Genomic DNA, 24,911 nt, shown 5'->3' on the forward strand with positions numbered 1-24,911 from the left:
ATCAGTTCTTTTCCGTAGCGGTATTGATATAGCTTCTGAACAGTTTCCCGGCACCGTAAATAGGACCGACACCCAGCACTGCATAGACTACTTTGATCAGGAATTGCGACAAAATCATCTCTTTGATTATCTCAAAACTCAGTACATTATAGAATGCCAGGGTACAAAAAATAATACTATCCAGGGCAGATGCTGTAACGGTACTGGTGATCACGCGGATAAACAGATAATTGGATTTGGTCAGGATCTTTATTTTATACAATACGTAGGCATTAACGTTTTCAGAAATTAGATAAGCGAGAGACGAGGCTACCAATACGGCCATCATACTATGAACAATGCCGTTATAAGTTTGGCCGTATTCCCATTGTGGCAGTGACGGAATCAGGCTAGTAACCCATAATGCCAATATAAAAAAAAGACGAAAAAAAAAGCTGATGACAATCGTTTGTCTGGCCAATTTTAAACCATAAAACTCATTAAGAATATCCACCAGAATAAACGTGATTGGATAAATAAACCCCGCGGATGGAACAATCATCTCCAGTATGGGAATATAAACAGGTTTAACACCAGCGATAGTAGAGAAAATAAGAATAACCGTTAATGCAATACTAATCAGGACATAAACATGCCATGAGCGAACATGACGATCGCTCATAACATAAGTAGTCGTAATATCTTTCCCACTATACAGCTTTTTATATAAAGCATTCAATTCATGTCGGCTAAAGTCCTCTGAGATTTCACTATCAGCAAGTTTCTTTAAATTCATATTGATAGTTTTTCCCGTAGCCAGCACCATGATATTGGCTGATAATTTTCCTCTATGGTTAAAACCCAATAATTTAAACTTCCTGTTAGACTCCATGTACAATATTTCCTCTACAATATATACTAAGGACTTTATATCCTGCATATTTACATTAGTTTTAATTGCCAGAATAATTACTTACTCAATAAATCGTTCACGAGCGTCAATGACTTTTAATCTGACACCAAAGAATTCCGCAATATATTGTAAATCCTCGCTGACAACACCATCGCCAAGATCAATAGTTAATGCCGTGACTTTACAGCGATACTGCGATAGCTTGTAAAGAAGATAGCTACTATCTACCCCGCCGCTAAATAAGGTGAGAATATGTTGTGTGTGCTTAGCAATAAAAGACAGATCTTCCAAACTCCTCACTTCCAGAGAACGCGTCATTTTCGCTTCCTTTTAGCTGTGTATTGTAATGATAATGACTTGCTGCCTGGTCAGTATCGCTGATCCGTCCACGTGGAATAATAGTGATAAACAAATAACTCTTTTGCATTATGAGAACAAATCAATACATGGGTTTAATGCCGTACATGGCTGTTTTCGTCCAGGTCGTTGAGTCTGGCAGCTTTTCAGCCGCCGCCGAACAACTTGGCACCACGGCATCATCAGTTAGCAGGCAGATAGCCAGCCTGGAACAGGCGTTGTCAATAAAATTACTGGAGCGCACGACGCGCCGGCTCAAACTCACCGCCGCTGGCACGGAAGCTTATGCGTACTGTAATGAGATGATTGAGTCAGCAAAAAATGTAATGGAAATAGCAGATCGCTTCTGTAACAGCCCTCAGGGGCTGGTGAAAATCAGCGCCCCCAGAGCATTTGGCCGTGATTTAATCACACCGCACATTGCCGAGTTTCTACGGCTGTATCCCCATGTGGATGTGCAATTAATGCTGACCGACAGGCTGGTTGACTTGATTGGCGATGACATTGATTTAATTATCAGAATTACAGATGATCCTCCCGCCGGACTGGCCGCAAGACCACTTATTCGCGTTAATCATATTATTTGTGCCACAAAAACTTATTTAGATGAAAAAGGTACGCCTCAGCATCCTCTTGATCTGACGCAACACAGTTGTATTTATTTAGGTGAAACACCTGGCGATAATTGCTGGAAATTTAAAAATACCGTCACTGGAGAACAAAGCAGAGTAACGGTAAGAGGCCGTTATGCCACCAACCATAGCAAAGCGCGGCTTGATGGCATTCTCAACCATTTGGGCATTGGCTGCCTGCCTTTTTTCACGGTACAAGAAGCAATTGAAAAACAGCAAGTTATTCAGGTACTGCCACAGTGGGACTATATGACAACCTATTACGGAATGTCGTGGATCCTTTATCATCCCAATCGCTATTTACCCTCTAAATACCGGGTTCTCATCGATTTTCTGACGGAAAAGATTTTAGTCCGCAAACAGACCGGCAACCCTTAGCCACAGTGAAAACGGCACCCACAACCTTTCGCAGTGTGGGTGCCGTTCCATCGAATGGGTTCGTTGTGAGAGTTTACTGTCAGAAAGCCCGGCGGTAGTAGCTGAGCTTCATTAATCAGCTTTTTTTCACAAACTCGGATTTCAGTTTCATCGCACCAAACCCATCAATCTTGCAATCGATATTGTGATCGCCTTCGACCAGACGAATGCCTCTGACTTTCGTCCCGATTTTCAATGTTGAGGAACTGCCCTTTACTTTCAAGTCCTTAATCACTGTCACAGTGTCGCCATCCGCCAGCAAATTACCATTCGCGTCTTTGACTATCAGGCCCTCGTCCTGAGAAGCAGAGCTGCTGTCTGCCGACCACACATGACCACATTCCGGACAATTGAATAACTCGCCATCTTGCCACGTATATTCAGAATTACATTTTGGGCAACTCGGTAACTGAGGCATCAGTAAACTCCTAAAAAGATAAAAAAATAGAGAAAAAGTGTATAAAATCATATAAAAATGAGTTTGCTCACCACTATTTTATCTTGTTGTCATCGTGGTGAGTAGCCATCTTTTACAATGAAATTACCGCGATTGCCTCAACCATCGTATCAAAGGAGAAAATCAGCACGCCTGATAGAGGCTGGCTAAGCGTTTCCGATCAAAACCCCGGCGGCAAAAACAAGTGCACCCCCCAACACTACCTGTAACGCAGCACGCCAGAATGGTGTTTCCATGTAGCGCTTTTGGATCCAGGCAATACTCCATAATTCACAGAATACCATCACAAAGGCGATGCTGGTTGCCATCCAAAAATTAGTGATAAGATAAGGTAATGCATGACCCAAGCCGCCCAGGGCCGTCATCACGCCAGCCGCCAATCCCCGTTTGATTGGCGATCCCCTTCCGGAAATTGTCCCGTCATCAGCCGCCGCCTCCGTAAACCCCATAGATATTCCCGCACCAATCGATGCGGCCAGACCAACTAAAAAAGTGGTCCAGGTCGACTGTGTTGCGAACGCTGTAGCGAAAACCGGAGCCAGAGTCGAAACAGAACCATCCATTAGTCCTGCCAATCCCGGTTGTACCCAGGTCAGGATAAACTGGCGATGTGCGAGAGCATCCTCCTCCGAACGCACATCCTCAGGCAGCATCTCTTTTTCCAGGCTCGCCACGAGATCAGTGTGCCGGGCTTCCATTGCTGCCAGGTCACCGAGCAATCGCCGAGTATCCGCGTCACTCGTACGTTGTGCGGCTAATATGTAAAACTGATGTGCCGCCTCTTCCATTGCTGCGACTTCTGCCCGAATCCGGGCAATGCCCAGATTTTGAACCAGCCATAGTGGTTTACGATTGTAATAACCGGCAATATGCTCGCGTCTTATCAGCGGAATAATATTCCCAAATCGACGCTGATGCAGGGATATCAGCCGTTCGCGATGACGGTTCTCCTCCTTTGCCATCCTCAGGAGCATTTCTGCTGTTGCGGGATAGTCCTCTTGTACATGCACCGAGTACGTCTGGTAAATACGGGCATCATCCTCTTCAGAGGAAATTGCCAGTGAGAGGACCTCTTGCTCATTAAGCTCGGAAAACTGACGCCTTCTATCAAATCCAGACCACACATTGACCCCCTAAATACCAAGAATGAATAACAGAATGTAACGTTAATTTAAGATGTCTCGAATTGCTTTCCCTTGCCGACAGCAGGCGGGCGCTTTCGGTAATAACAAGGCAAGCCAACATGTTGATTCAAATCCATTAAAGATGTCATTGTTACAGGCAACAACAACCAAGAGCTCATTTTTGATAGAAAAATGCCTGGGGAACCGCCATAAATTTTGCAGTTGCCCGCGCCAAATACTTCAATTCTCCCCGAAAACAGATAGTAGATTCCAATCGAAAGATATTTTTTCTTTGCGATAAAACCCAAGAGGTAATCGACAGGTAACTACCCACTGGGATTGGAGTAGAAAAGCGCACCAATAACTCTACCGTTAGAGCATGAATACCTCGGGAAAAGAGGCAATTTGTCATGGTTGCATCCAGAAGCGTCGAGATCAGACCACCGTGCAACAATCCCGGATAACCCTGGTGTTCAGGTGTCACCAGAAAATCGGTGGTAACCGCACCATTGGCCATTTCACGGAACACCAGCCCGAGAGCCAGTTGCCCCTCTGCTGGCTCACCACAAGCGATACATTGCGCATGAATCTTCTTCGTTTCCGTATATAAGCTATTCATAATGTGTCTCCATGGGGGAAAAGAAGCCCCCTTAACCAGACTGCTGTTCGGAGGGCTCATCCACAATAATCCGCGTCCGAGTCATATAAATTACTACGACACCCGCTGCCCATCCATACAGTAGCATCAATGGTTTCAATCAGTTTTTTATTGCATTGCTCCTATCCCGAACGGTCCTGACATCAAAATAATTGAATTCACTTTATTTCGACTAACAGCCGTTACGTTCAATCAATGGCGCCCAACGTTCTGGTCAATAAGCATATTGGGTCTGAGCTGGCGGCTCCATTTATAGCATATGCCACATAATAATCTTATTTATTGCCTATGTAATTATTTAATCTTACCGATATTTTATGACCGGTAACGGACTCATTAGCCACTCTTCAGTATCAGGGGGTTGCCCATGCAAACCGGAAAGATTAATCAACGGCGCGGATGCCCCATATAGCGTGGTGTAGAAGAGCAGTAATTTTCGGGGTAAATGGCAAACTGAGCACTCAGCCGTGATGACAAACCCGGGAAGTTCGTCACGACCTTATGAGTTAAATAGCTATATAATTCATATTGATATGTTTAATCATCTGCCGATAATACCGCGGATAATCTCCGCGTTCTCCCAATGGGGAAAGTAACAAAGCCTTCGAGTTTCATTGCAAAAGTGTGCAGATGATCACCTCAAGTTTCTCTTTAGAATGCCGTTGGTTGTATTCAGGCAATCACGCTTTTCAGCTTAAATGGTAGACATATGTTAAAAACAACACAGTCTCGCTTTACTGTCTCCATCCTCGGTTTTTTCGTCCTGCTGATCATTGTGACCGTGGTGGTTATCAAGCAATTTGTGGCGCCGCAGTTGACCGATAATGAAGAACGCCTCGTGCGCTATCAAGTTGACTCACTTGCAACCACGATCATAGAACAGATGAACCGCGTACAAGCACAGCAACGCAGTATTACCGAAGCCATCAGCGTGATGGACAGTGCATCCATTGATACCTTACTGCCAGCACTGGTCAATCAATATCAGGATACCAACGTGTTTGGTGGCGGTATCTGGCCGCTGCCGAAACTGCGTGATCCGGAACGCGATAAATTTTCGACCTTCTTCGCTCGAGACGACAGTAACCAGCTCAAAGTGAATACCTACTGGAACTCGGCGGAAGCGGATAAATATTACGAACAACCCTGGTATAAAGATGGTATGGCTGCCGCCAAAGGTGTGTGCGCCTGGGCGAAAGCGTATCAGGACGCAGCCAGCCCACAGCCCCGAACCAACTGTGCGATGGGCATCTATCGCAATGGCAAAGCCTGGGGTGTCGCCACCATCGATGTGACGCTTGGTTTTTTTAATAACCTGGCGAAAAAAATGGGCGACGCCATTAACGGTCGCGTACTGATTATTGAAGCTGATGGAAAAGTGGTGGGTAATGCGGCACTGGTTGGCGCTGCGCCCAAACTGGAAAATCTCAGTACACTCACCTTGCCAATGGCGGCACCACTGCGGGCCATGTTGGTAAACGCCGGTAAAGAACCGATTCAAAGCCAATATGACGCTAAAGACGGTAGCCATACGTTGTTCGTTCAACCAATTGCCGGCAGTCCCTGGTATCTTGCCAGCGATGTTCTTACCAGCCAGTTGACTTCACAAACCAGCGATATGCTGATACGTCTGGGTGCCGTTCAACTCCCATTGGCCATTATTCTGCTTCTGGTATTGTTGGGTTTTATCCGCACGATGATGAAACGCCTCAATAACCTTAACGACAATATTCTATCGCTCTCAACGAGCGGTGCCGATCTGACTCAGCGCCTTCCCGTCAGCAATAGCCCGGAATTCAACAATGTTTCCCAGAGCTTCAACCATTTCATCGCCTATCTACAGGATATGATGCATCAGGTTGGTGACAGTACGCTGGCGATCACCTCCGCGTCACGCCAGATTGCTCGCGGTAACATGGACTTATCATCACGTACCGAGGAGCAGGCCAGTTCAATTGTGCAAACGGCAGCCTCCATGGAAGAACTAACCGGCACGGTCAAACAAAATGCCGACAATGCCACTCATGCCAACAAACTGGCCAGTGAAGCGTCGCTTGTCGCCGAACGGGGAACACAGGTGGTACAGCAGGTGGTTTCAACCATGGGTGAGATCAATACCTCATCACACAAAGTCGTCGATATCATCAGCGTCATCGACAGTATCGCTTTCCAGACTAATATTCTGGCGCTAAATGCCGCTGTCGAAGCCGCCCGTGCTGGTGAACAAGGGAGAGGATTTGCCGTGGTCGCCTCAGAAGTTCGCAGTTTGGCACAACGCTCAGCCAACTCGGCACGTGAAATCAAGAAATTGATTGAAGAGTCTGTTGCCAGCATTGACGCAGGTAGCAACCTGGTAGAACAGGCAGGACAAACGATGGATGAATTGATGCAAGGGGTGAACAATGTGACGACGCTGATAGGCGAAATCATGTCCGCCAGCCGGGAGCAAAGCATGGGCATTGAACAGGTGAATCAGGCGATTAACCAACTGGATAGCACCACTCAGCAGAACGCCGCACTGGTTGAAGAGGTTTCTTCCGCTGCCCGCGCGATGGAAGAACAGAGTGAGCAGCTCGAATTGGTGGTTCAAAGCTTCAAACTCTGATTCTGACCAGCCACTCCAGGGACGAACCGAAAACCAGGTTCGTCCCTCCTCGTTCCACCGGGACTCTCCCGTTACATCTGATGAATGTCCCCATCTGGCGTTAGCGGCAAGCCGAACTATCTTGTTTGAGGTGAGCAGCCTGATGCTAGCTCGAGTTCCTCTCTGCATTTTTTCACTGTTCCCTTATACTACCCGTCTATAACGATGATGAATGGCGAGAAAAAACCGGGAATGATGAATAACGACGTGCTACGTAGCGTGCGCTATATGCTGAATTTAAATAACGATCATCTGCTGGCAATCCTGACGCTAGCGGAAATGACTGTGCCTCTCCAGCAATTGGCAAGCTATGTGAAAAAAGAGGATGAAACCGGCTACCAGCCGTGTCCTGATATTGTGATGAGCTATTTTCTCAATGGCTTGATTCTGCAAAAACGCGGCAAAGACGAAAACCAGCCAGCACTGCAAGTCGAGCGTAGAGTCACCAATAACATCATCCTGAAAAAACTGCGCATCGCATTTTCGCTGAAAACCACGGATATTCAGGAAATACTGGCCTCCCAGGATTTCAAGGTCTCTCAGCCAGAGCTGACGGCCATAATGCGTTCACCGGATCATAAAAATTACCGCGCCTGCGGTGATCAAATTCTACGCTACTTTCTAAAAGGATTAACCGCACGAGTTCGTCAGCGTTGACCGTCCTTGTGACATTCTGCCCACTGTCGAGATCAGGCTGCCGCCGGTGCCATAAGCGGCATCGGTAACGCCGCGACCGTCAATGCCGGGTGATGGCAGAATTTCACTACCTCGCCGACCACCAGCAGGCTGGGTGACTGTGGTTGATAACGCGCCAGCAATTCCGGTAATGTCGCCAGTGTAGCGGTTAACAATCGCTGTTCCGGCTGAGTGCCGCGCTCAATAATCGCCACCGGCGTCTGTGCAGACAACCCATGCTCGATCAAACGCTGACATAAGCGGCTGCCGTGGCTTAATCCCATGTAAAACACCAGCGTTTGTTGCCCATCCACAAATGTCGGCCAGTCCAGTTGCGGTTCACCATCTCGTGAATGTCCAGTCACAAAGCGTACCGACTGCGCGCAAGCCCGATGCGTTAATGGCAGTCCGACTGCCGCTGCACAACCGGTCGCCGCCGTAATTCCGGGAACAACATGACACGCAATACCCGCCTGCTGGGCATAATTCATCTCTTCACCACCGCGACCAAAAATAAACGGATCACCACCTTTGAGACGGACAACGCGCTGACCTGCCTGCGCCAGTTCAACCAGCAACTGGTTGATTTTTTCCTGAGAAAGACGATGGCAACCACGGGTTTTGCCCACATCAATACACAGCGCCTGCTGTAGCACCAGATCCATTATATCCGCTGATACCAGCCGATCGAACACCACCACATCAGCCTGTTGGATAGCACGCAGCGCTTTCAGCGTCAGCAGTTCTACATCGCCCGGCCCTGCGCCAACCAGCCAAATTTCGCCCGCCAGTACCGGCTGACTTCGCTGCGCCTGAACCATAATCTGTTGCAGTGTTTTCATTTTTTACCTCTTACCTTCGTCAGCAGGTTAACCTGCTTTCTGTAGTTCGCTCTTCGCCGCCGGCGTATGCTGACTCAATAATGCTTTCAGCTCCGGGATACAGGAACCGCAGTTGGTACCGCACTTCAGCTTGCGACCCAACGCCGAGACGCTGTGACAACCTTGCCGGATCGCACCAATAATGATTTCCTCACCCACGCCATAGCAGCTACAGACGGTCGAACCCTGTTTCAGCTGCCCTTGTGCCATTTTCCCCGCCAACAGCGCCTGTCGCTGGTAAGAGGATTCTGGTGGCGTGATAAACGCGTTACAAATACTGTCGTTATCAATCTGTAGCGACTGTGCGCTGACATACAACGCCAGCACTACACGCTGGTCACGCCAGGCAACCAGATGAAACAGGCCTTTACCCTGCGCAATCTGATACTGCACGCTATCCCGCCCACTGTTTTCTATAAATCCATAGTGCTCTGCCAGCCACCCTCGCCAGTCAGCAATATCCGTTTGCCCAGCGAGTACATATTGCGTTACGGTTTCATGCGGAATCTTGCTCCAATACGCCGTTGGCGGTTCGCTGGCATTCGACCAATCTCCGGTATTGGATAACCGCGCCTCATCCAATAAAAACAGCGACGCCTGCCACGCCGGCTGCCAACGCTGCACCCGCACCCTGCCATGCTTACTCTCGGGCTGCCCGGAATAGGGATCGGTGATGGGTGCAATCAGGCTATCGACGCGGGCCTGTGCGCTGAACTGTCGGTTCCAATGCATCGGCACAAACACGCTGCCACGCGCTTGTCCGGTGCTGATTTTTGCCTTAGCCAGCATCCAGCCCTGTGCTGATGACAAGCGCACCAGATCACCTGCGTGAATATCTTCGTTCTTAGCGTCCAACGGATGCAGTTCACAGTAAGGCTCTGGCTGGTGACGCATCAATCGAGCGGATTTACCCGTGCGCGTCATGGTATGCCACTGATCGCGTATCCGTCCGGTGTTCAGTACCAGCGGATACGCCAGATGATGAGGATGTAGAGGAAGCTGTGGCGTCACGGCAATCAGCCGGGCTTTGCCATCGGCATGCCAGAATTGCCCATCGTCACCCAGTCTGGCGCGCCCTTGAGGGAAACGTGCGTTGACCGGCCACTGGACCGGTGCCAGATGCTGCCACTGCGCGTCGCTGAGCGCTGCCAACGCGCTGATATCAAACACCCGGCTACCGTTATTCTCAAAACCGGATAAGGCGGCGTGTTCACGGAAAATCTGTGCTGGATGCTGGTAATCAAATGCCGCCGCAAATCCCATCCGTTGCGCCACTTGAGTCAGTATCCACCAGTCAGCTTTTGCTTCCCCCGGTGCAGGCAGAAACGCCCGCTGGCGGGAAATACGCCGTTCAGAATTGGTGACGGTGCCATTCTTCTCCCCCCAACCAAGCGCCGGAAGCAAAATATTCGCGGTCGTCCCGGTATCCGTGTGGCGCATCACATCAGAGACAATCACCAGCGGACAACGCGTCAGCGCCTGTTTTACCCGGTCGGCATCCGGCATCGATACCACAGGATTGGTGCCCATGATCCACACTGCTTTCACTTCACCGCGGTCAATAGCGTGAAACAACTCCACGGCATTCAGGCCAGGTTGGGTTGCAACCCGATCGGTCTGCCAGAAACGCTTCATTCGATCAATATCCTGCGGCGTAAATCCCATGTGGGAAGCCAGCTGATTAGCCAGACCGCCAACCTCACGCCCCCCCATCGCATTGGGTTGTCCGGTAATGGAAAAGGGACCGCTGCCGGGACACCCGATTTTCCCGCTCAGCAGATGAACATTAATAATTGCGTTGCATTTATCACTACCAGATGACGACTGATTAATCCCTTGGGAATAGAGTGTCACCACCGTTTGCGACTTGCTGAATAGACGATAAAAGCGCTCAATCAGCGCCGCATCCAATTGACAAAAATCAGCGACTTGCGCTGGTGACCAGGGGTCGGCCGCCGCCAGCGCGTCATCCAGCCCGGAAAGGCATCCAGACAGCGCCCCACGATCGAACACGGCTTCCTGCTGTAGCCAGCGCAACAGACCGTTGAACAATCCGGCATCGCTGCCCGGCTGTAATGGCAGATGCAAATCGGCAATATCACAGGTGGCAGTGCGACGCGGATCGATCACCACCACCCGCATGTGCGGCCGTTGCTGTTTAGCCTGAACCAGCCGCTGATACACCACCGGGTGTGCCCAGGCCGTATTAGAACCCACCAGCACCACCAGATCCGCCAATTCAATATCTTCATAGCTGCAAGGTACTGCATCTGCCCCCAGCCCACGTTTGTAGCCAATCACTGCCGACGCCATACACAGCCGGGAATTGGTATCCATGTTGGCGACACCGATAAAGCCTTTCATCAGTTTGTTGGCAACATAGTAATCTTCCGTCAACAGTTGACCGGAACCATAAAACGCCACGGACTGCGGCCCATGTTCGGCGATGGTTTTCTGTAAACGCTCGGCGACGGTGTCCAGCGCCTGCGACCAACTGACGCGATGGCCTTCCACTATCGGCCACAGCAAGCGGCCTTTCAGATCCAACGTTTCGCCCAACGCAGAACCTTTTACGCATAATCGCCCAAGATTGGCCGGATGATGGGGATCACCTGCAATGGTCACCTTTCCCTGTTCGTCGATTTCGGCCAGCACGCCACAGCCAACGCCACAGTAGGGACAGGTTGTCTGACAGATGCGGCGGTTCATGATACTTCCGCCATGGCCGCAGTTTTAGTCAGACTCAGCGGCTGACGGTTCACCCAGATCTCCCCTTGTTCAATCCGTACCGGCCACACCTGTACACGCAGTTCCGCATCATCCGGACTGATGCCATCACACAGTCGGAAACGTTTTTTGTATAACGGGGAGATCACCACCGGCTGGCCGGCTGCGTCGCCAATCAGTCCACGGGACAACACATTCGCCCCACTGCCCGGCTCGTGGTTTTCCAGCGCGTAAACCTGTGGCTCACTACCGGAGAGATGAAACAGAGCGATCTGCTGCTGCCCGATACGGGCCGCCATCCCGGCATTGGCGGGGATATCCTGCAATGCGCCGACATGAACCCATTCCGTCTCATGATCCGCCGGCTTCAAGGCAAATGGCGCGTTAGCTGACGGCTTTTCATCACCCTGCGCCGGACGAATTTGTCCCCGTTCCGGCACCATCACTACCGCTTCGTCGGGGCTGTCGCTATTGAGGAACCCACGGAACAGCGCCAGACGCGCCGGACTCTCCAGCGTGGTTTGCCACTCGCACTGGTAGCTGTCCACCACCCGCTGCATGTCGCTGTCCAGTTCGGTCCCGATGTTGAGGCTATCATCCAGAATGACCTGACGCAGGTAGTCGATGCCGCCTTCCAGATTATCCATCCAGGTGCTGGTGCGCTGTAGCCGATCAGCGGTACGGATGTAGAACATCAACACCCTATCGATGGTCTGAATCAGGGTTTCGGTATCCAGATCACTGGCAAACAGATCAGCATGGCGCGGCTTCATACCGCCGTTGCCGCACACGTACAGATTCCACCCCTTATCGGTAGCAATCACGCCGATATCTTTACCCTGCGCCTCCGAACATTCACGGGTACAGCCGGAAACGGCCATTTTTATCTTATGCGGTGAACGCAGCCCTTTGTAACGCTGCTCCAGTGCAATAGCCAATCTGGTGGAATCCTGCACGCCGTAACGACACCAGGTTGATCCGACGCAGGATTTCACGGTACGCAACGATTTGCCGTAGGCATGGCCAGTTTCAAAACCGGCGTCGATCAATTCACGCCAGATCGCCGGTAACTGCTCCAACCGGGCGCCAAACAGATCCACACGCTGACCACCAGTAATCTTGGTATACAGGTTGTAGCGCTGCGCGACCTGACCGATGGCAATCAGCCCTTGTGGGGTAATTTCTCCAGCCGGTATACGCGGCACGACAGAATAGGTGCCATCCTTCTGGATATTGGCGAAGAAGCGGTCATTGGTATCCTGTAACGGCAGGTGCTGGGGGTGCAGTAAATAGTCATTCCAGCAGGATGCCAGCATGGAACCCACCAACGGTTTACAGATTTCACAGCCCAAACCGTGACCATAGCGCGCAACTAATTCGTCGAATGAGCGGATCTCATGGACGCGGATCAGGTGATAAAGCGCCTGACGGGAGTAGGCGAAATGTTCACAGATGTCTTTCTTCACTTCGACACCCCGTTGCGTCAATTCATACTCCATCACCTGTTTCAGCAGTGGAACACAGCCGCCGCAACCCGTACCGGCTTTAGTGCAAGACTTAATCGTCCCCAGTTCGGTGCAGCCGCTGGCTACTGCGGCGGAAATATCGCCTTTACTGACGTTATGGCAGGAACATATCTGTGCGCTGGCAGGTAACGCCGCCACACCCAACCCTTTTGGCGCATCACCGGAGCGGGCTGGCAAAATTAAACTTTCCGGCTGAGTAGGCAGCGGCATATCATTCAACATCATCTGCAACAACGTGCTGTACTCACCACTGTCACCCACCAGTACCGCGCCCAGCAGATGTTTACCGTCCGCGGATAGGATGATTTTTTTATAAACCTCGTTCGGCCCATCCACCCACTGATAGCTTTGACTGCCCGGCGTGCGGCCATGCGCATCACCCACCGACGCCACCTCGACGCCTAACAGCTTCAGTTTGGTGCTCATGTCCGCGCCAGTAAAAGGGGTTTCCCGCTGCGCCAGCGTATCTGCCACGCTACGTGCCATTTGATAACCCGGCGCCACCAGGCCAAAAATCTGTCCTTTCCAGAGTGCGCATTCGCCAATGGCGAAAATCGCCGCATCCGATGTCCGGCAGGCATCATCAATCACAATGCCGCCACGCGGACCTCTCTCCAATCCGCAAACTTCAGCCAGCTTATCGCGCGGACGAATACCGGCGGAAAACAGCACCAGATCAGTTTCCAGCACACTACCGTCGGCAAAGCACAGCCGATGTTGCGCCTGCTCGCCATCAATGATTTCACGGGTTTCCTTGCCGGTATGTACCCGTACCCCCAACGCTTCAATTTTGCGGCGCAGCATCGTTGCCCCGCCGTCATCAAGCTGTACCGCCATCAGACACGGTGCAAACTCCACCACGTGCGTTTCCAGCCCCAACTGACGTAACGCATTCGCCGCTTCCAGGCCCAACAGACCGCCGCCAATCACCACGCCGACGTTGGACTGCTTCGCCTGAGCGGCGATGGCGTCCAGATCATCCAGCGTGCGATAAACCAGACAACCCGGTCGCGTATTCCCGGGGATCGGCGGTACAAACGCATAGGAGCCGGTCGCCATGACCAGTTTGTCATAAGCCGTTTCTCGGCCCTGCGCATCACAAACACATTGATGCTGACGATCGATATGGATGATTTCACGGGCGTTGCGCAGTTCAATACCACTGTTGGCGAAAAATCCCTCTTTTACCAGCGACAACGACGCAGCGCTGCGACCGGAAAAGTATTCGGAAAGGTGAACACGATCATAGGCTTCATGACGCTCTTCGCCAAAAACCACAATGTGATAACGCTGATGCAGATCGCGTTCGACCAGTTGTTCAAGAAAATAGTGGCCGACCATGCCATGACCGATAACCACCAAAACTGGCTTGCTCATTACAGGAATCCTTACAGCCGCTGGCTGTGAATCAAAATCAGAGAAAGAAAGACCAAAAAGCAGCGATGTAGGAGAAGGCCGCAAGGTCTCAGGTTGAGGATTCTCCATGATGTTCAGCAGGTGCTGGTTATTATTCGTATCGCCGTACAACAAGACGCCAGCCAGACGGCCAGCGCGAAACAGCAAACGACGATAGTGCTGTTCCAGAGGATCAAACAGGGTGTAAAGCTCATCATCAGGAGCCACATTGATGTCGCCGCCGCTGACCACACCGATGCCGGTCACCTTCAGTCGGGTAGCGACTGGCTCGCGCTGATAATCCACCGGTGTGTGGCCTGCCAGACGTGCGGCCAGCAGCATCGCCTGAGACAAACAGGGGGCCACCAGACCGAAGGTTTCGCCGTTCAGTTCACAGCATTCGCCAATGGCGCTAATGTTAGGATCGCTGGTACGCAGTTGACCATCCACCAGCACGCCACGATGACACATCAACCCACACTGGCGCGCCAAATCGCTGTCCGGCAAGACACCCGCCGTGACCACCACCAGCCCGGCAGGTATCACCCGGCCATCTGCCAGTACAACGGCGCAGACGTGATCCGCCCCGTTGAGGAACTCACCACGCAAGGCCACCACCTGAACATCGGTTTCACACACGATGCCGCGTGACTGTAAGCTGTCACGCAGCAACGCGCCGGCCGTCGCATCCAATTGGCGTTCCATCAACACCGAGCGGCGGTGCAGCAGCGTGACATCCGCACCACGTCGCTTCAGTGCCGCCGCCGCTTCAATCCCCAATAGCCCGCCGCCAATCACCACCACGGGGACACACTGGCTGATCGTCGCCAGCATCAACTCCACGTCGTCCAGAGAGCGAAAACCACAAACGCCTCGCAGATCGATACCCGGTATCGACGGCATAAAAGGTCGGGAACCTGTGGCCAGCACCAGATGGTCATAGTCGATCTGGCGTTGCGTAGTGATAACCTGACGCCGTTGGCGATCGATAGCGATCACTCGCTCCCCCAGATATCGACGAATCGCGGGCGATTGATCTTCAGCGCTGGAAACCCCATCCGCTGGCAGCAGGATTTCAGCAACCGTTTTTTCACCGCTCAACACCGGTGACAATAAAATACGGTTATAGCCGGGGCGTGGTTCCTCACCGACGACTGTGATTTGATAGTGCTGCGGTGCCAGTTGCAGCAGCGTGTCTACCAGTCTGGCGCTTGCCATGCCATTACCAATCACCACCAGATGCGGTTTCATCATGTCAGATGCCTCCCGCTCAGGCGGCCTTCGGCTGTTTTTCATACAGGAAGTGCAAAACTCGCTGCCGGTAGTGGTGATAACGGGAATCATCCGCCAGCGCGATGCGTGAACGCGGGCGCGCCAAATCGACAGCCATGATTTCCCCTATCGTAGCCGCCGGGCCATTGGTCATCATCAAGACACGATCCGACAACAACACGGCTTCATCCACATCGTGGGTAATCAGTACGATGGTGGTGTGCAGGCGTTGTTGAATGTCCATCACCGCATCCTGCAAATGTGCGCGAGTCAGTGCATCTAGTGCGCCGAACGGCTCATCCATCAGCAGCACCTTGGGTTTCATCGCCAACGCACGGGCGATGCCCACGCGCTGTTTCATGCCACCGGAGATCTCATTCGGGCGCTTATTCAACGCCTGGCCCATATGCACCAGTTCCAGATTGTGGACAATCCACTCATGCATTTCGGTTTTACTCATCTGCCCGCGAAACACCTGATGTACCGCCAGCGCGACATTGTCGTAAGTGGTCAGCCACGGCAGCAGAGAATGGTTCTGGAACACCACGCCGCGATCCGGGCCGGGGCCATCGATCTCGCGGTTATCACACAGCAGACCTCCGCTGCTTGGCAGCGTCAGACCGGCAATCAGGTTCAACAGCGTAGACTTGCCGCAGCCGGAATGACCAATCAGGCTGATGATCTCTCCGGGGTGAATATCAAAACTTACGTCACTCAGTGCCAGAAACTCGCCACTGGCAGTATTAAAACGCTGGCTGACCTGTTGTACCTGAATAATCGGATTCGTACGCATCATGGGCTCCTTAACGATCGTCATAGCTGAAACGTTTAGCAATCAACATCAACCCCTGCTCCAGCAACAGGCCGATCACACCAATCACCACGATGGCGATAATGATGTTTTCCACGTTCAGGTTGTTCCACTCATTCCAAATCCAAAAACCGATACCAATCCCGCCAGTCAGCATTTCCGTCGCCACAATCACTAACCAGGCAATGCCGATCGACAAACGCACGCCGGTCAGTATGCTGGGTAATATCGCAGGCAGCAGAATCTTACGCATCACAGTGAATTCAGACAGCTTCAGCACCCGTGCCACATTCAGATAGTCTTGTGGGATATGTTTTACGCCCTCAGCAGTATTGAGGATCATCGGCCAGATGGAGCAGATAAAAATCGTCCAGCTGGAGGCGGGTTCGGCGCGCTGAAACAGCAGCAGACCGATGGGCAGCCACGCCAGCGGACTGACCGGACGCAGCAAAGAAATAATCGGATTCAGCATGTGGGCCAGAAAGCGAAAGCGGCCAATCAGGAAACCCGTCGGGATCCCCACCAACGCCGCCAGCCCAAAACCGATACCGACGCGTTGCAATGATGCCAATACATTCCAGCCGATCCCCTGATCGTTCGGGCCAGCCACATAGAATGGATCGGCAAAAATACGCAATGCCGCCAGCCAGGTTGACCACGGCGTCGGGAAGTTTTTACTGTTCAATGCCGCGATCTGCCAAATACCAAGTAACAGTACGATGCCCAACAACGCCGGGAAGATTCGCAGTGCAGCTTGACGCAGCAGCGAACGATAGCGCCTGACCGGTTTCATCACCGGGGAGGCTAGCCTCTCGGGCGTTGCCACCGTTGACGGTAATGACATAACCTTCGCGCCAGGTGAGATTTCAGGGGCACTATCTGGTGCTATCGAAATGACTTGGGCCTGGTTTTTCATCATTGCCTCACTTATTTCTTCACACTAAAACTGTTGGCATAGCCTGCTGGATCGCTGCCATCCCAACGACGACCATCCATCAGTACACTGCTGCGCATGTCGCTGCCTGGTAGCGGCACATTGCCCACCATCGCAGCGGCCTGTTTGTAGATATCGATACGGTTAATCTGTTTGGCTACGGCCAGATAGTCCGGGTCTTTGGTGAGTAGTCCCCAGCGTTTATGCTGTGTGAGGAACCACATGCCATCGGATAGATAGGGATAGTTCACTTCTCCATCGTGATAAAAGCGCATGGCATGAGGGTCCTGCCAGGTTTTCCCCAGCCCGTTCTCGTACTGACCCAGCATGCGTCCAACAATGATTTCTTCTTTGGTGTTGATATAGGCGCGGCCCGCCACCACACTGGCCGTCTCACGGCGGTTAGCATCCGACGTGTCGATCCAGCGTGACGCGTCCAGAACGGCAGCGGTAAGCGCACGTGCGCTGTTCGGATTGGTATTGACCCAGTCGGCGCGTGTGCCGAGCACTTTTTCTGGATGATCAGGCCAGATGTCCTGTGACGTCGCTGCCGTGAAGCCAATTTTTTCGCTAATGGCGCGCTGGTTCCACGGTTCACCCACGCAATAGCCGACCATGTTGCCAATCTTCATGTTCATCACCATCTGTGGCGGCGGCACCACCACGATGCGGACATCGCTCAGCGGATTAATGCCGCCGGCTGCCAGCCAGTAATAGAGCCACATGGCATGCGTACCGGTGGGAAAAGTCTGGGCAAAGGTATACGTCCCCGCCGGACTAGCGGCGACATATTTTTTCAGCGCGGCAAGATCCGTCACATTGACGGCACGCAGTTGATCGGCAAGCGTAATGCCTTGCCCGTTCTGGTTGATGCTCATCAGCACAGCCATGTTGGTTTGCGGACCCGCCAACCCCATTTGCAGGCCGTAGAGCTGACCGTACAATATGTGTGCGGCATCAAGCTCACCGGAGATCAGTTTGTCACGTACCGTTGCCCAACTGCTTTCTTTACTGGGAATAATCTTAATGCCGTATTTCTTATCGAACCCTTTCACAGCGGCCATCACAACCGACGCACAGTCCGTTAACGGAATGAAGCCAACACGGATCTCTTTTTTCTCCGGCGCGTCCGATCCTGCGGCCCAGGCACTGTTCATCAGACCTGGCAACATAAAACTCCCCCCAATTGCCGCACTACTCAGTAAAAACTGACGACGGGAAACCGTTATGCCTTTTGTCTTGGAATCACTCATTAACGATACCTTTTCAGCAGATAGCCGTTTACGGCCGTAAAAAACAAAACGGCGTCCATAAGCCTATGCAAAGTCATGCACGCTTATGGACGCCGTTATCCAGTTAACTCATTTCGAACCGCCATTGGCGCAAAATGCGTTAATGATGTTTAATTGTTGCTGCTAAGTTAAAGCAATGTATATGCCAAGAGTGATATCTCATATAATAGCGAGGTGGGATTATAGGTAATAGCGTGACGAGATAACAGAGCGCGTTTTAGTAATAGAAGCTATTTGTGTGCCGCCATATTGTCATTTCTGCTACGTCACAGCACGCGCTCGGCACAAGGTACTCCGTCATTGCCGCTCCGTGGGCCAAGGCTTTTCACAAACATAATGTCGCTACGCGATACTCTCAGAAAAATACTCGCCAGCAACGCAATATCCATAATGTTTTTCAGGATAATAAGGATATGCACATCTCTGCTTTTGCACCGCAAGTTAGCAGAATACGCACAGTTCATGTGCATATACTCCTTAAGGAGTATCTTGAAAAACATCAGCTACCGCCAGCATGGCAGTAGCGATCTCAATCAGTTTTTTATTCTGATTCATCGCCATCCGGCGCAAGGTTTTATATGCGTCTTCCTCACTCAAACCACGGTGCTGCATCAGCAGGCTTTTCGCTCGATCGATATGTTTTCTTTCATTCAGTGTATCCCGTAACGCCGCCAGTTCGTGATCCAACGTCTGTAGACGCCGCGACTGTTGTTGCACTAATGAAAGCAACGAACGTCCCAGTTGAGGCCGGAGACCGTCACTGTTCAACCAACCGTTCGGTGTACGTTGTCCGTCCGACGCATGCCCGGCCATATCATGGCCCGCAATAAACACCGAATAACCCGGATCATCGTGTCCCTGCCGGGACATCAGGCTTTCAATACCCGCCATTTGCTCACTGCAAGCCTGTTTCGCAGCAGTGATGCGGGTGCGGCAAAGCTGCATCAGCGTCAGCTCCAGATGATCTTCCACCTGCTTCATTTCATCAATGCGCTGCGTGGCGATAGCAAACCACCGCAGGCTACCCTCCTCCGGCAATTTCTCCGTGCTACTGCGCGTACAGGCGATACGGCGCAGGCGTTCAAAATCACTGTCTGTCGCTATCTGTAACCAGCGCTGCCGGTTCTCTTCATCGGTGAAATCCGCAAACGTATCAAAACAACGCTCTTGTCGTTCAATCAAATCCATCAGCTTCAGCCGGGTTGCTTCATTGAACTCGCCTACGGCAAAGGCCGCTGCCCCGATGGCACGCTCTTGCCCGGCGAGTTCCTTACCCTGCATAAAACTGAACATGGCAATCAACGCCCGTGAAATCACCGGCTCCGTCGCCGTGTCCGAGACTTCAAACACCAGTGATAACAGATTGCGGATAATGTCATTGAAGAAGTCCATGGCCTGCGGCTGTTGCAACAACCGCTGCCGAATTTGCTGACGCAGTGTCGGCAGCAGGCCCAGCGCATACACCACGCTGGCGACACGGCTGAACAACCGGCTGGCCTGCGGTAAATCGGCTGTCATGGTTTCCAGCTTTTCCAGATGCTCCATCAGCGGCACCTGTGCCAATGCCACTTCCTGCTCACGCAGTGTTAACTCATCAGCAAACAGACGGCCATCAGAACAGAGAAACAAGTTGGATGAGCCACGTTCACGTTGCAGCATATGCACCAGCTGGCTGATCTTCCCGACCAGTTCACCGCTTTGCAGTAGATAATGCAGACTGTTCAATTCACACTGGCGCGAAGCAAGTAAAAATCGAATCGTTGTGGAAGGGTCTGCTACCATCATCGTTTCTCCCGAAAAATCATCAATCAGGTAATGCAATTAACACACCAGTTAGCCAGAGATTAATATCCACTACAAGCGTCCCCGATGACCATCGCCGTTCATAAAGGGATGAGAGTGATAATAACCCAGGCATGGAAAGCGTTGTTCCAGTGGTTGACGGATATACGCTGTAGACGTCATCTTGATGCGATAATATGGTGACCTTCATGTCCTGTTACGTGTCCTGATCAACGCAACATAAGCAGCAACCCATTAATGTCAACAATGTGAGAGGAGAGAAAAATGACACTGAATGAAGCCGTCATTAACCGCCATACCGTTAAGGCTTTTGACTCAGGAAAAACGCTGCCGGAATCCCAAATTGAATCCCTGCTAAATGTGCTGCGCAACAGTCCTTCTTCTGTGAATTCCCAGCCCTGGCATTTTGTTGTTGCATCAACCGCAGACGGGCGGGCGGCCATCGCAAAATCAACCACCGGTGCGTTCGCGTATAACGAACCTAAAGTATTGAATGCATCGCATGTTATTGCATTGTGTATGCATACCGATATGGATGAACAGCATTTGGACAATATCCTGACTCAGGAAGATCAGGATGGTCGTTTTGTCGCGGAAGGGTCTAAAGCCGGACAGGATAAGAGTCGTCGTTCCTATGTGGACATTCACCGCTACGAACTGCGGGATATGCCGCAGTGGATGGAAAAACAGGTTTACCTGGCGCTAGAGGGATTGCTTCTAGGAGCAGCAGTATTAGGCATTGACGCCACGCCGATGGAAGGGTTTGACCAGCGCACACTGGATATTGAACTGGGGCTGCGTGAACAAGGGCTGACTAGTGTGGTACTGGTCTCGCTGGGGGTCAAAAGCGACAAAGACTTCAATGCTCTATTACCTAAATCACGATTGCCACGCGAGCAGATTTTCACCTTTATCTAGACCAAAGAATGTTTCCGACCCGGCGGGAATCGATGCCATGCTGAGACTAAACACGTGGTTGATTGATACCCGCCCGCATGACAACAACAGTTACACCACCAACGTAGTCCGAAGAAAAAATCTGAAGATCATATATTTCTCCTAACGCTACATCCCGTTAATCGTTATTTAGTAGATTCTTATATTCTTCTGAATCAAAACCAGATGGCAATATGCAGCGGTTAAAAGCTCAAGGTATCATTTTTTATTATGGATATCTAAAAAAAAGAATCAAAAAATATATTGTAAGCGCATTGACATGATGTTCATCGAACATTAACATTTTTTTGCAAAGACATATAAAAAAATATTATTAGTAGATAAGTACAAATACTTTTACATTAAACATACGATTAAATGTTCTTTCTGTTTGGGGTTAATATTGTGCTAGCGAGTAATGATATTGTAGATATCTTTGTGGATTTACATCCAACCTTGCAACGGATAGTCACTTACCGTACAGGTTCTAAGCAAGTTGCTCAGGATCTTACTCAGGACATTTATTTTCGTATATTAAATCTGGCCAACCAGCTTCCAACTCATGATGATGCCCGTAACTATCTTATACGTATTGCACTAAATGCATCGACCGATTACATTCGCACGGAGCAACGGCGTATGCAGTTGCTGAAAGGAACTTGCGAACTATTTGAAAGCTACATGCCTTCGCCAGAAGAAGATTTACATTATAGTCAGCAAATCAAAGAGATAGATGTAGCGCTCTCTTCACTGCCGGAAAAATCCCGTGAAATACTTTATATGAGCCGTGTTGAAGGCATGACTCATGGAGAAATTGCGGAAAAACTCGGTGTATCCCGCAGCTTGGTAGAAAAATACGCAGTGAGAGCGGTACTACACTGCCGCGATGTACTAAAGAATGTCAAATAAAAAAACAAACCACTAAAATATTTAAATTAAATTATCTTATTTCAGAATGAAAAACTCTCATTAAAATACCCCCTTTCTTTAATTTTCATCGTCATAACGGCTTCACTGTAGAAATTCATGAAAAAATCGACATCATCCAATTAAACATGATATCGATTTAATTTTTCTCTGAGAATTAATTAAATAAATTAACCATTTCGAATCACAAATGATATTGGAACTACCAGCTCCATTCTATCTGAGTCGCGATCAAAAGCGCTTGATGGTGGTTTAGGTAATGGAGATACCCGTTCTAATAACTGTAATGCTTCACGATCCAGTGAAGCGTATCCTTGACTTTTCACTATTGAAGAATCTAGAACCTTTCCATCTCGATCAATAACAAAACGCACCATCACAGTATCCTGCTGCTTCATATGCAGTGCGTATCCAGGATAACGTTTGGCACGTTGCAACCGTGCCAGAATGATTGACTGCCAGCTCTGTTTCATTGCAGTTGAATTATTGCTTTCCGCGCCAACTTGAGGGGCCTGGCTATGCTGTGAAAGCCGATCACTATTATTACTCAGGGTTGACGCAATCGCCGTGACTTCAGACGGCTTCTTTACCTCAATTTTTTTCGGCTGCGGTTTCACCTTATCATGTTTCACCCGTTGGAGTTTCTTTTCCAATTTTGGCTTGGGTTCCACTTTCGGTAGAGGTTTCGCATCATGAACAACCGCCTTTACATCTGCATTCTTAACTTCTTTTTCTGCCGCATCCAGTTTCGCAACTGAAGGGGGGAGAGTGGCCTCATCCGGTACCCTCTCTTGCCGGGCAACATTTTCATAACTGTATAATTGCGAGGTAGCAGGCACAGCGGCCATAGTTACGACAATTGGTGCCGCAACTGGGCTCGGCTGAGCATTCACTAACTGCGATGGATTTTGGAGAATATATAATAATAGTAACAAATGAATCCCGATGGCCAGTGCCGGACTAATCACCCACAACAGCCTTTCTTTACTAAAAGGCGGTTGGATTCGTGGTGTTGTATCCAGAATAAAACTGGTCATTTTTTACTACTCGTCTGGTCACTGGGTAGGCCTATCAGTGCGATTTTTGTGTATCCGCCATCCCGCAGTAAATCCATAAACGTCATCAATCGGCCATAATCGATATCCTTATCCGCACGCAAAAAGATACGTGCGTTTTTATTGCCTTTAGATCCTTTATCGAGCTCGGCAATAAACTGATCTTTACTCACTGGTTCATCACCGATGTACATCTGATTATCCGCTTTCAGGCTCACCGTAATCGGTTCCAGCACGGGAGTCGGTTGTATCGATGTTGTTGACGGCAAATCTAACGGAATATTGGCTGTCGACAGCGGAGCCGCCACCATAAAGATAATCAGCAACACCAACATGACATCAATAAAAGGCGTCACATTGATCTCTGACAACACATTCATATCGTTATTGTCTAAAGGGTGGGATGAAAAAGCCATAATTATGCCGCGCTCGTCAGAATGTTATGTTGATCTTCTTCCATGGTATCCAGGTCATGACTCAGCAAACACATGGTACGCGTCATCGCATCCGCCAGAAGCATACGATATCCGCTAATCAGTCGGCCAATGACGTTATAGAGAATGACCGCCGGTATCGCCACCACCAATCCAAGCGCCGTAGCAAAAAGCGCCTCCGCAATGCCCGGAGCCACAACACTAAGGTTGGTCGTTTGTGACTGTGCAATAGAGATAAAACTGTGCATAATTCCCCAGACCGTACCAAACAGACCAATAAATGGCGCGACAGCGCTGGTAGTCGCCAAAATGCTGGCACCACGTGTTGCACATCCAATTTCAGCAGCTTCAATACGCTGAATCTGTGCATGCACACGCTCCTTAATCGCCTGTGTGGTATGCTGCGAGATTCGGCCTTTCACATAGTTCAGTTCCGACAGGGCAACAGCGTGCATCTGTTCGCAGCTCTGTGCCGCAAGTTCTCCACACTGACGCAGTGAACGTTTACCGGCCAACTGACCCAGATTCTTTCTCATACGCCGACCGCGTACCAGCAGTTCCCAAACTTTACCTAGCCAGATACTCCAGCTCAGCAAAGAAGCAAAAATCAGGATCAAAATGACCGTTTTCACAATCGAATCAGCATGGTTATACAAAGCGATAGGTGAAAAACTCAGTGATGCTGGCGGCAGACTGGCTGCAGGAACGGTGACAGTGGACGATGTTACGGGCGCAACGGAAGTCACGCCAGAGGCCACTTTCGAAACATCAGATACCGGCACCGTTAAAGGTGGTTGCACTGCGTCAACAGCAGCCGGTTGAGGTTCGGCCCATGCAGTCATCGATACTGTGGTTAACAGAAATAAGGCGATGCCAAAACAGACCCAGTTTTTCGTGTTTCCCCGTAATCCAGTACATTTTTCAGAAAAGGTATTCACACTCACTCCTCACTAGACGACAGAATTATTACCATGTTCCACAGGTATTAGCTGGGTATGTGAGGAAAACGAACATCATTCAATTTTTCATCAATCCAATAATGAAAAAAGTGAAATATTTGCA

At 50.4% G+C, this 24,911-nt stretch carries 20 protein-coding genes; 5 read left to right on the forward strand and 15 right to left on the reverse strand.

The window, feature by feature from the left end:
• Position 1: 1 nt before the first annotated feature.
• Both RS889_RS17230 and RS889_RS17235 read right to left on the reverse strand, forming a co-directional pair.
• Positions 2–871: a queuosine precursor transporter gene (locus RS889_RS17230; protein WP_315708124.1), complete on the reverse strand. Its 870-nt coding sequence runs from the start codon at positions 869–871 to the stop codon at positions 2–4.
• Between the two features lie 81 nt (positions 872–952).
• The gene (locus tag RS889_RS17235; protein WP_315708125.1) at positions 953–1,210 is read right to left on the reverse strand and encodes an adenine nucleotide alpha hydrolase family protein; all 258 of its coding nucleotides are present in this window, start codon (positions 1,208–1,210) and stop codon (positions 953–955) included.
• Between the two features lie 146 nt (positions 1,211–1,356).
• Between RS889_RS17235 and RS889_RS17240 the strand changes: the two genes are divergently transcribed.
• Positions 1,357–2,259: a LysR family transcriptional regulator gene (locus RS889_RS17240; RefSeq protein ID WP_237160191.1), complete on the forward strand. Its 903-nt coding sequence runs from the start codon at positions 1,357–1,359 to the stop codon at positions 2,257–2,259.
• A gap of 115 nt (positions 2,260–2,374) precedes the next feature.
• Here RS889_RS17240 and RS889_RS17245 read toward each other — a convergent pair whose 3' ends face one another.
• From RS889_RS17245 to RS889_RS17255, 3 genes are all read right to left on the reverse strand, one after another.
• The gene (locus RS889_RS17245) at positions 2,375–2,716 is read right to left on the reverse strand and encodes a zinc ribbon domain-containing protein YjdM (RefSeq protein ID WP_021014909.1); all 342 of its coding nucleotides are present in this window, start codon (positions 2,714–2,716) and stop codon (positions 2,375–2,377) included.
• 185 nt (positions 2,717–2,901) lie between these two features.
• Complete coding sequence (gene mbfA, locus RS889_RS17250) at positions 2,902–3,879, reverse strand: iron exporter MbfA (protein ID WP_315708126.1); 978 nt, start codon at positions 3,877–3,879, stop codon at positions 2,902–2,904.
• A 175-nt stretch (positions 3,880–4,054) separates the two neighbouring features.
• Positions 4,055–4,498 carry a PaaI family thioesterase gene (locus RS889_RS17255; RefSeq protein ID WP_315708127.1) on the reverse strand — a complete coding sequence of 148 codons (444 nt, stop codon included), beginning with the start codon at positions 4,496–4,498 and terminating at the stop codon, positions 4,055–4,057.
• A 748-nt stretch (positions 4,499–5,246) separates the two neighbouring features.
• On the opposite strand from RS889_RS17255, the gene RS889_RS17260 reads away from it, so the two are divergent.
• Both RS889_RS17260 and RS889_RS17265 read left to right on the forward strand, forming a co-directional pair.
• On the forward strand, positions 5,247–7,142 hold the full coding sequence (locus RS889_RS17260; RefSeq protein ID WP_315708128.1) for a methyl-accepting chemotaxis protein: 1,896 nt from the start codon (positions 5,247–5,249) through the stop codon (positions 7,140–7,142).
• Positions 7,143–7,373: 231 nt separating this feature from the next.
• Complete coding sequence (locus RS889_RS17265; protein ID WP_315708129.1) at positions 7,374–7,838, forward strand: YehS family protein; 465 nt, start codon at positions 7,374–7,376, stop codon at positions 7,836–7,838.
• A 32-nt stretch (positions 7,839–7,870) separates the two neighbouring features.
• On the opposite strand, the gene cobA is transcribed toward RS889_RS17265, so the two are convergent.
• From cobA to RS889_RS17300, 7 genes are all read right to left on the reverse strand, one after another.
• The gene (cobA, locus tag RS889_RS17270) at positions 7,871–8,698 is read right to left on the reverse strand and encodes a uroporphyrinogen-III C-methyltransferase (RefSeq protein WP_315708130.1); all 828 of its coding nucleotides are present in this window, start codon (positions 8,696–8,698) and stop codon (positions 7,871–7,873) included.
• A gap of 27 nt (positions 8,699–8,725) precedes the next feature.
• Positions 8,726–11,446, reverse strand: a complete 2,721-nt coding sequence (locus tag RS889_RS17275) for a nitrate reductase (protein WP_315708131.1) — start codon at positions 11,444–11,446, stop codon at positions 8,726–8,728.
• Positions 11,443–15,636, reverse strand: a complete 4,194-nt coding sequence (gene nirB / locus RS889_RS17280) for a nitrite reductase large subunit NirB (protein WP_315711097.1) — start codon at positions 15,634–15,636, stop codon at positions 11,443–11,445. The genes RS889_RS17275 and nirB overlap by 4 nt, the downstream gene beginning before the upstream one ends.
• Positions 15,637–15,655: 19 nt before the next feature.
• On the reverse strand, positions 15,656–16,450 hold the full coding sequence (locus RS889_RS17285; protein WP_021014901.1) for an ABC transporter ATP-binding protein: 795 nt from the start codon (positions 16,448–16,450) through the stop codon (positions 15,656–15,658).
• A 10-nt stretch (positions 16,451–16,460) separates the two neighbouring features.
• Positions 16,461–17,384: a nitrate ABC transporter permease gene (gene ntrB, locus RS889_RS17290; RefSeq protein ID WP_315711099.1), complete on the reverse strand. Its 924-nt coding sequence runs from the start codon at positions 17,382–17,384 to the stop codon at positions 16,461–16,463.
• Between the two features lie 11 nt (positions 17,385–17,395).
• On the reverse strand, positions 17,396–18,655 hold the full coding sequence (locus tag RS889_RS17295; protein ID WP_021014899.1) for a CmpA/NrtA family ABC transporter substrate-binding protein: 1,260 nt from the start codon (positions 18,653–18,655) through the stop codon (positions 17,396–17,398).
• Positions 18,656–19,171: 516 nt separating this feature from the next.
• Positions 19,172–20,476, reverse strand: coding sequence for a nitrate- and nitrite sensing domain-containing protein (locus tag RS889_RS17300; RefSeq protein ID WP_315711100.1), 1,305 nt, complete (start codon positions 20,474–20,476; stop codon positions 19,172–19,174).
• A gap of 285 nt (positions 20,477–20,761) precedes the next feature.
• Between RS889_RS17300 and nfsB the strand changes: the two genes are divergently transcribed.
• Entirely contained in the window at positions 20,762–21,415 is a 654-nt protein-coding gene (nfsB, locus tag RS889_RS17305; protein ID WP_315708132.1) for an oxygen-insensitive NAD(P)H nitroreductase, read from the forward strand.
• A 423-nt stretch (positions 21,416–21,838) separates the two neighbouring features.
• Complete coding sequence (locus RS889_RS17310; protein ID WP_315708133.1) at positions 21,839–22,342, forward strand: RNA polymerase sigma factor; 504 nt, start codon at positions 21,839–21,841, stop codon at positions 22,340–22,342.
• Between the two features lie 188 nt (positions 22,343–22,530).
• Here RS889_RS17310 and RS889_RS17315 read toward each other — a convergent pair whose 3' ends face one another.
• From RS889_RS17315 to exbB, 3 genes are read right to left on the reverse strand one after another with little or no spacing between them, the layout of a single operon-like run.
• Positions 22,531–23,397: a TonB family protein gene (locus RS889_RS17315; protein ID WP_315708134.1), complete on the reverse strand. Its 867-nt coding sequence runs from the start codon at positions 23,395–23,397 to the stop codon at positions 22,531–22,533.
• Positions 23,394–23,831, reverse strand: coding sequence for a TonB system transport protein ExbD (gene exbD, locus RS889_RS17320; RefSeq protein WP_315708135.1), 438 nt, complete (start codon positions 23,829–23,831; stop codon positions 23,394–23,396). The genes RS889_RS17315 and exbD overlap by 4 nt, the downstream gene beginning before the upstream one ends.
• 2 nt (positions 23,832–23,833) lie before the next feature.
• Positions 23,834–24,787, reverse strand: coding sequence for a tonB-system energizer ExbB (gene exbB / locus RS889_RS17325; protein ID WP_315708136.1), 954 nt, complete (start codon positions 24,785–24,787; stop codon positions 23,834–23,836).
• Between the last annotated feature and the right edge of the window lie 124 nt (positions 24,788–24,911).

This window comes from Brenneria uluponensis (assembly GCF_032395385.1).
GTDB lineage: Bacteria > Pseudomonadota > Gammaproteobacteria > Enterobacterales > Enterobacteriaceae > Prodigiosinella > Prodigiosinella aquatilis.

Bases quoted from the DNA above. Each gene is read 5' to 3' on its own strand.
- RS889_RS17230 (WP_315708124.1), bottom strand. From the start codon at position 871: ATGGAGTCTAACAGGAAGTTTAAATTATTGGGTTTTAACCATAGAGGA.
- RS889_RS17235 (WP_315708125.1), bottom strand. From the start codon at position 1,210: ATGACGCGTTCTCTGGAAGTGAGGAGTTTGGAAGATCTGTCTTTTATT.
- RS889_RS17240 (WP_237160191.1), top strand. From the start codon at position 1,357: ATGGCTGTTTTCGTCCAGGTCGTTGAGTCTGGCAGCTTTTCAGCCGCC.
- RS889_RS17245 (WP_021014909.1), bottom strand. From the start codon at position 2,716: ATGCCTCAGTTACCGAGTTGCCCAAAATGTAATTCTGAATATACGTGG.
- RS889_RS17255 (WP_315708127.1), bottom strand. From the start codon at position 4,498: ATGAATAGCTTATATACGGAAACGAAGAAGATTCATGCGCAATGTATC.
- RS889_RS17260 (WP_315708128.1), top strand. From the start codon at position 5,247: ATGTTAAAAACAACACAGTCTCGCTTTACTGTCTCCATCCTCGGTTTT.
- RS889_RS17265 (WP_315708129.1), top strand. From the start codon at position 7,374: ATGATGAATAACGACGTGCTACGTAGCGTGCGCTATATGCTGAATTTA.
- cobA (WP_315708130.1), bottom strand. From the start codon at position 8,698: ATGAAAACACTGCAACAGATTATGGTTCAGGCGCAGCGAAGTCAGCCG.
- RS889_RS17275 (WP_315708131.1), bottom strand. From the start codon at position 11,446: ATGAACCGCCGCATCTGTCAGACAACCTGTCCCTACTGTGGCGTTGGC.
- nirB (WP_315711097.1), bottom strand. From the start codon at position 15,636: ATGAAACCGCATCTGGTGGTGATTGGTAATGGCATGGCAAGCGCCAGA.
- RS889_RS17285 (WP_021014901.1), bottom strand. From the start codon at position 16,450: ATGCGTACGAATCCGATTATTCAGGTACAACAGGTCAGCCAGCGTTTT.
- ntrB (WP_315711099.1), bottom strand. From the start codon at position 17,384: ATGAAAAACCAGGCCCAAGTCATTTCGATAGCACCAGATAGTGCCCCT.
- RS889_RS17295 (WP_021014899.1), bottom strand. From the start codon at position 18,655: ATGAGTGATTCCAAGACAAAAGGCATAACGGTTTCCCGTCGTCAGTTT.
- RS889_RS17300 (WP_315711100.1), bottom strand. From the start codon at position 20,476: ATGGTAGCAGACCCTTCCACAACGATTCGATTTTTACTTGCTTCGCGC.
- nfsB (WP_315708132.1), top strand. From the start codon at position 20,762: ATGACACTGAATGAAGCCGTCATTAACCGCCATACCGTTAAGGCTTTT.
- RS889_RS17315 (WP_315708134.1), bottom strand. From the start codon at position 23,397: ATGACCAGTTTTATTCTGGATACAACACCACGAATCCAACCGCCTTTT.
- exbD (WP_315708135.1), bottom strand. From the start codon at position 23,831: ATGGCTTTTTCATCCCACCCTTTAGACAATAACGATATGAATGTGTTG.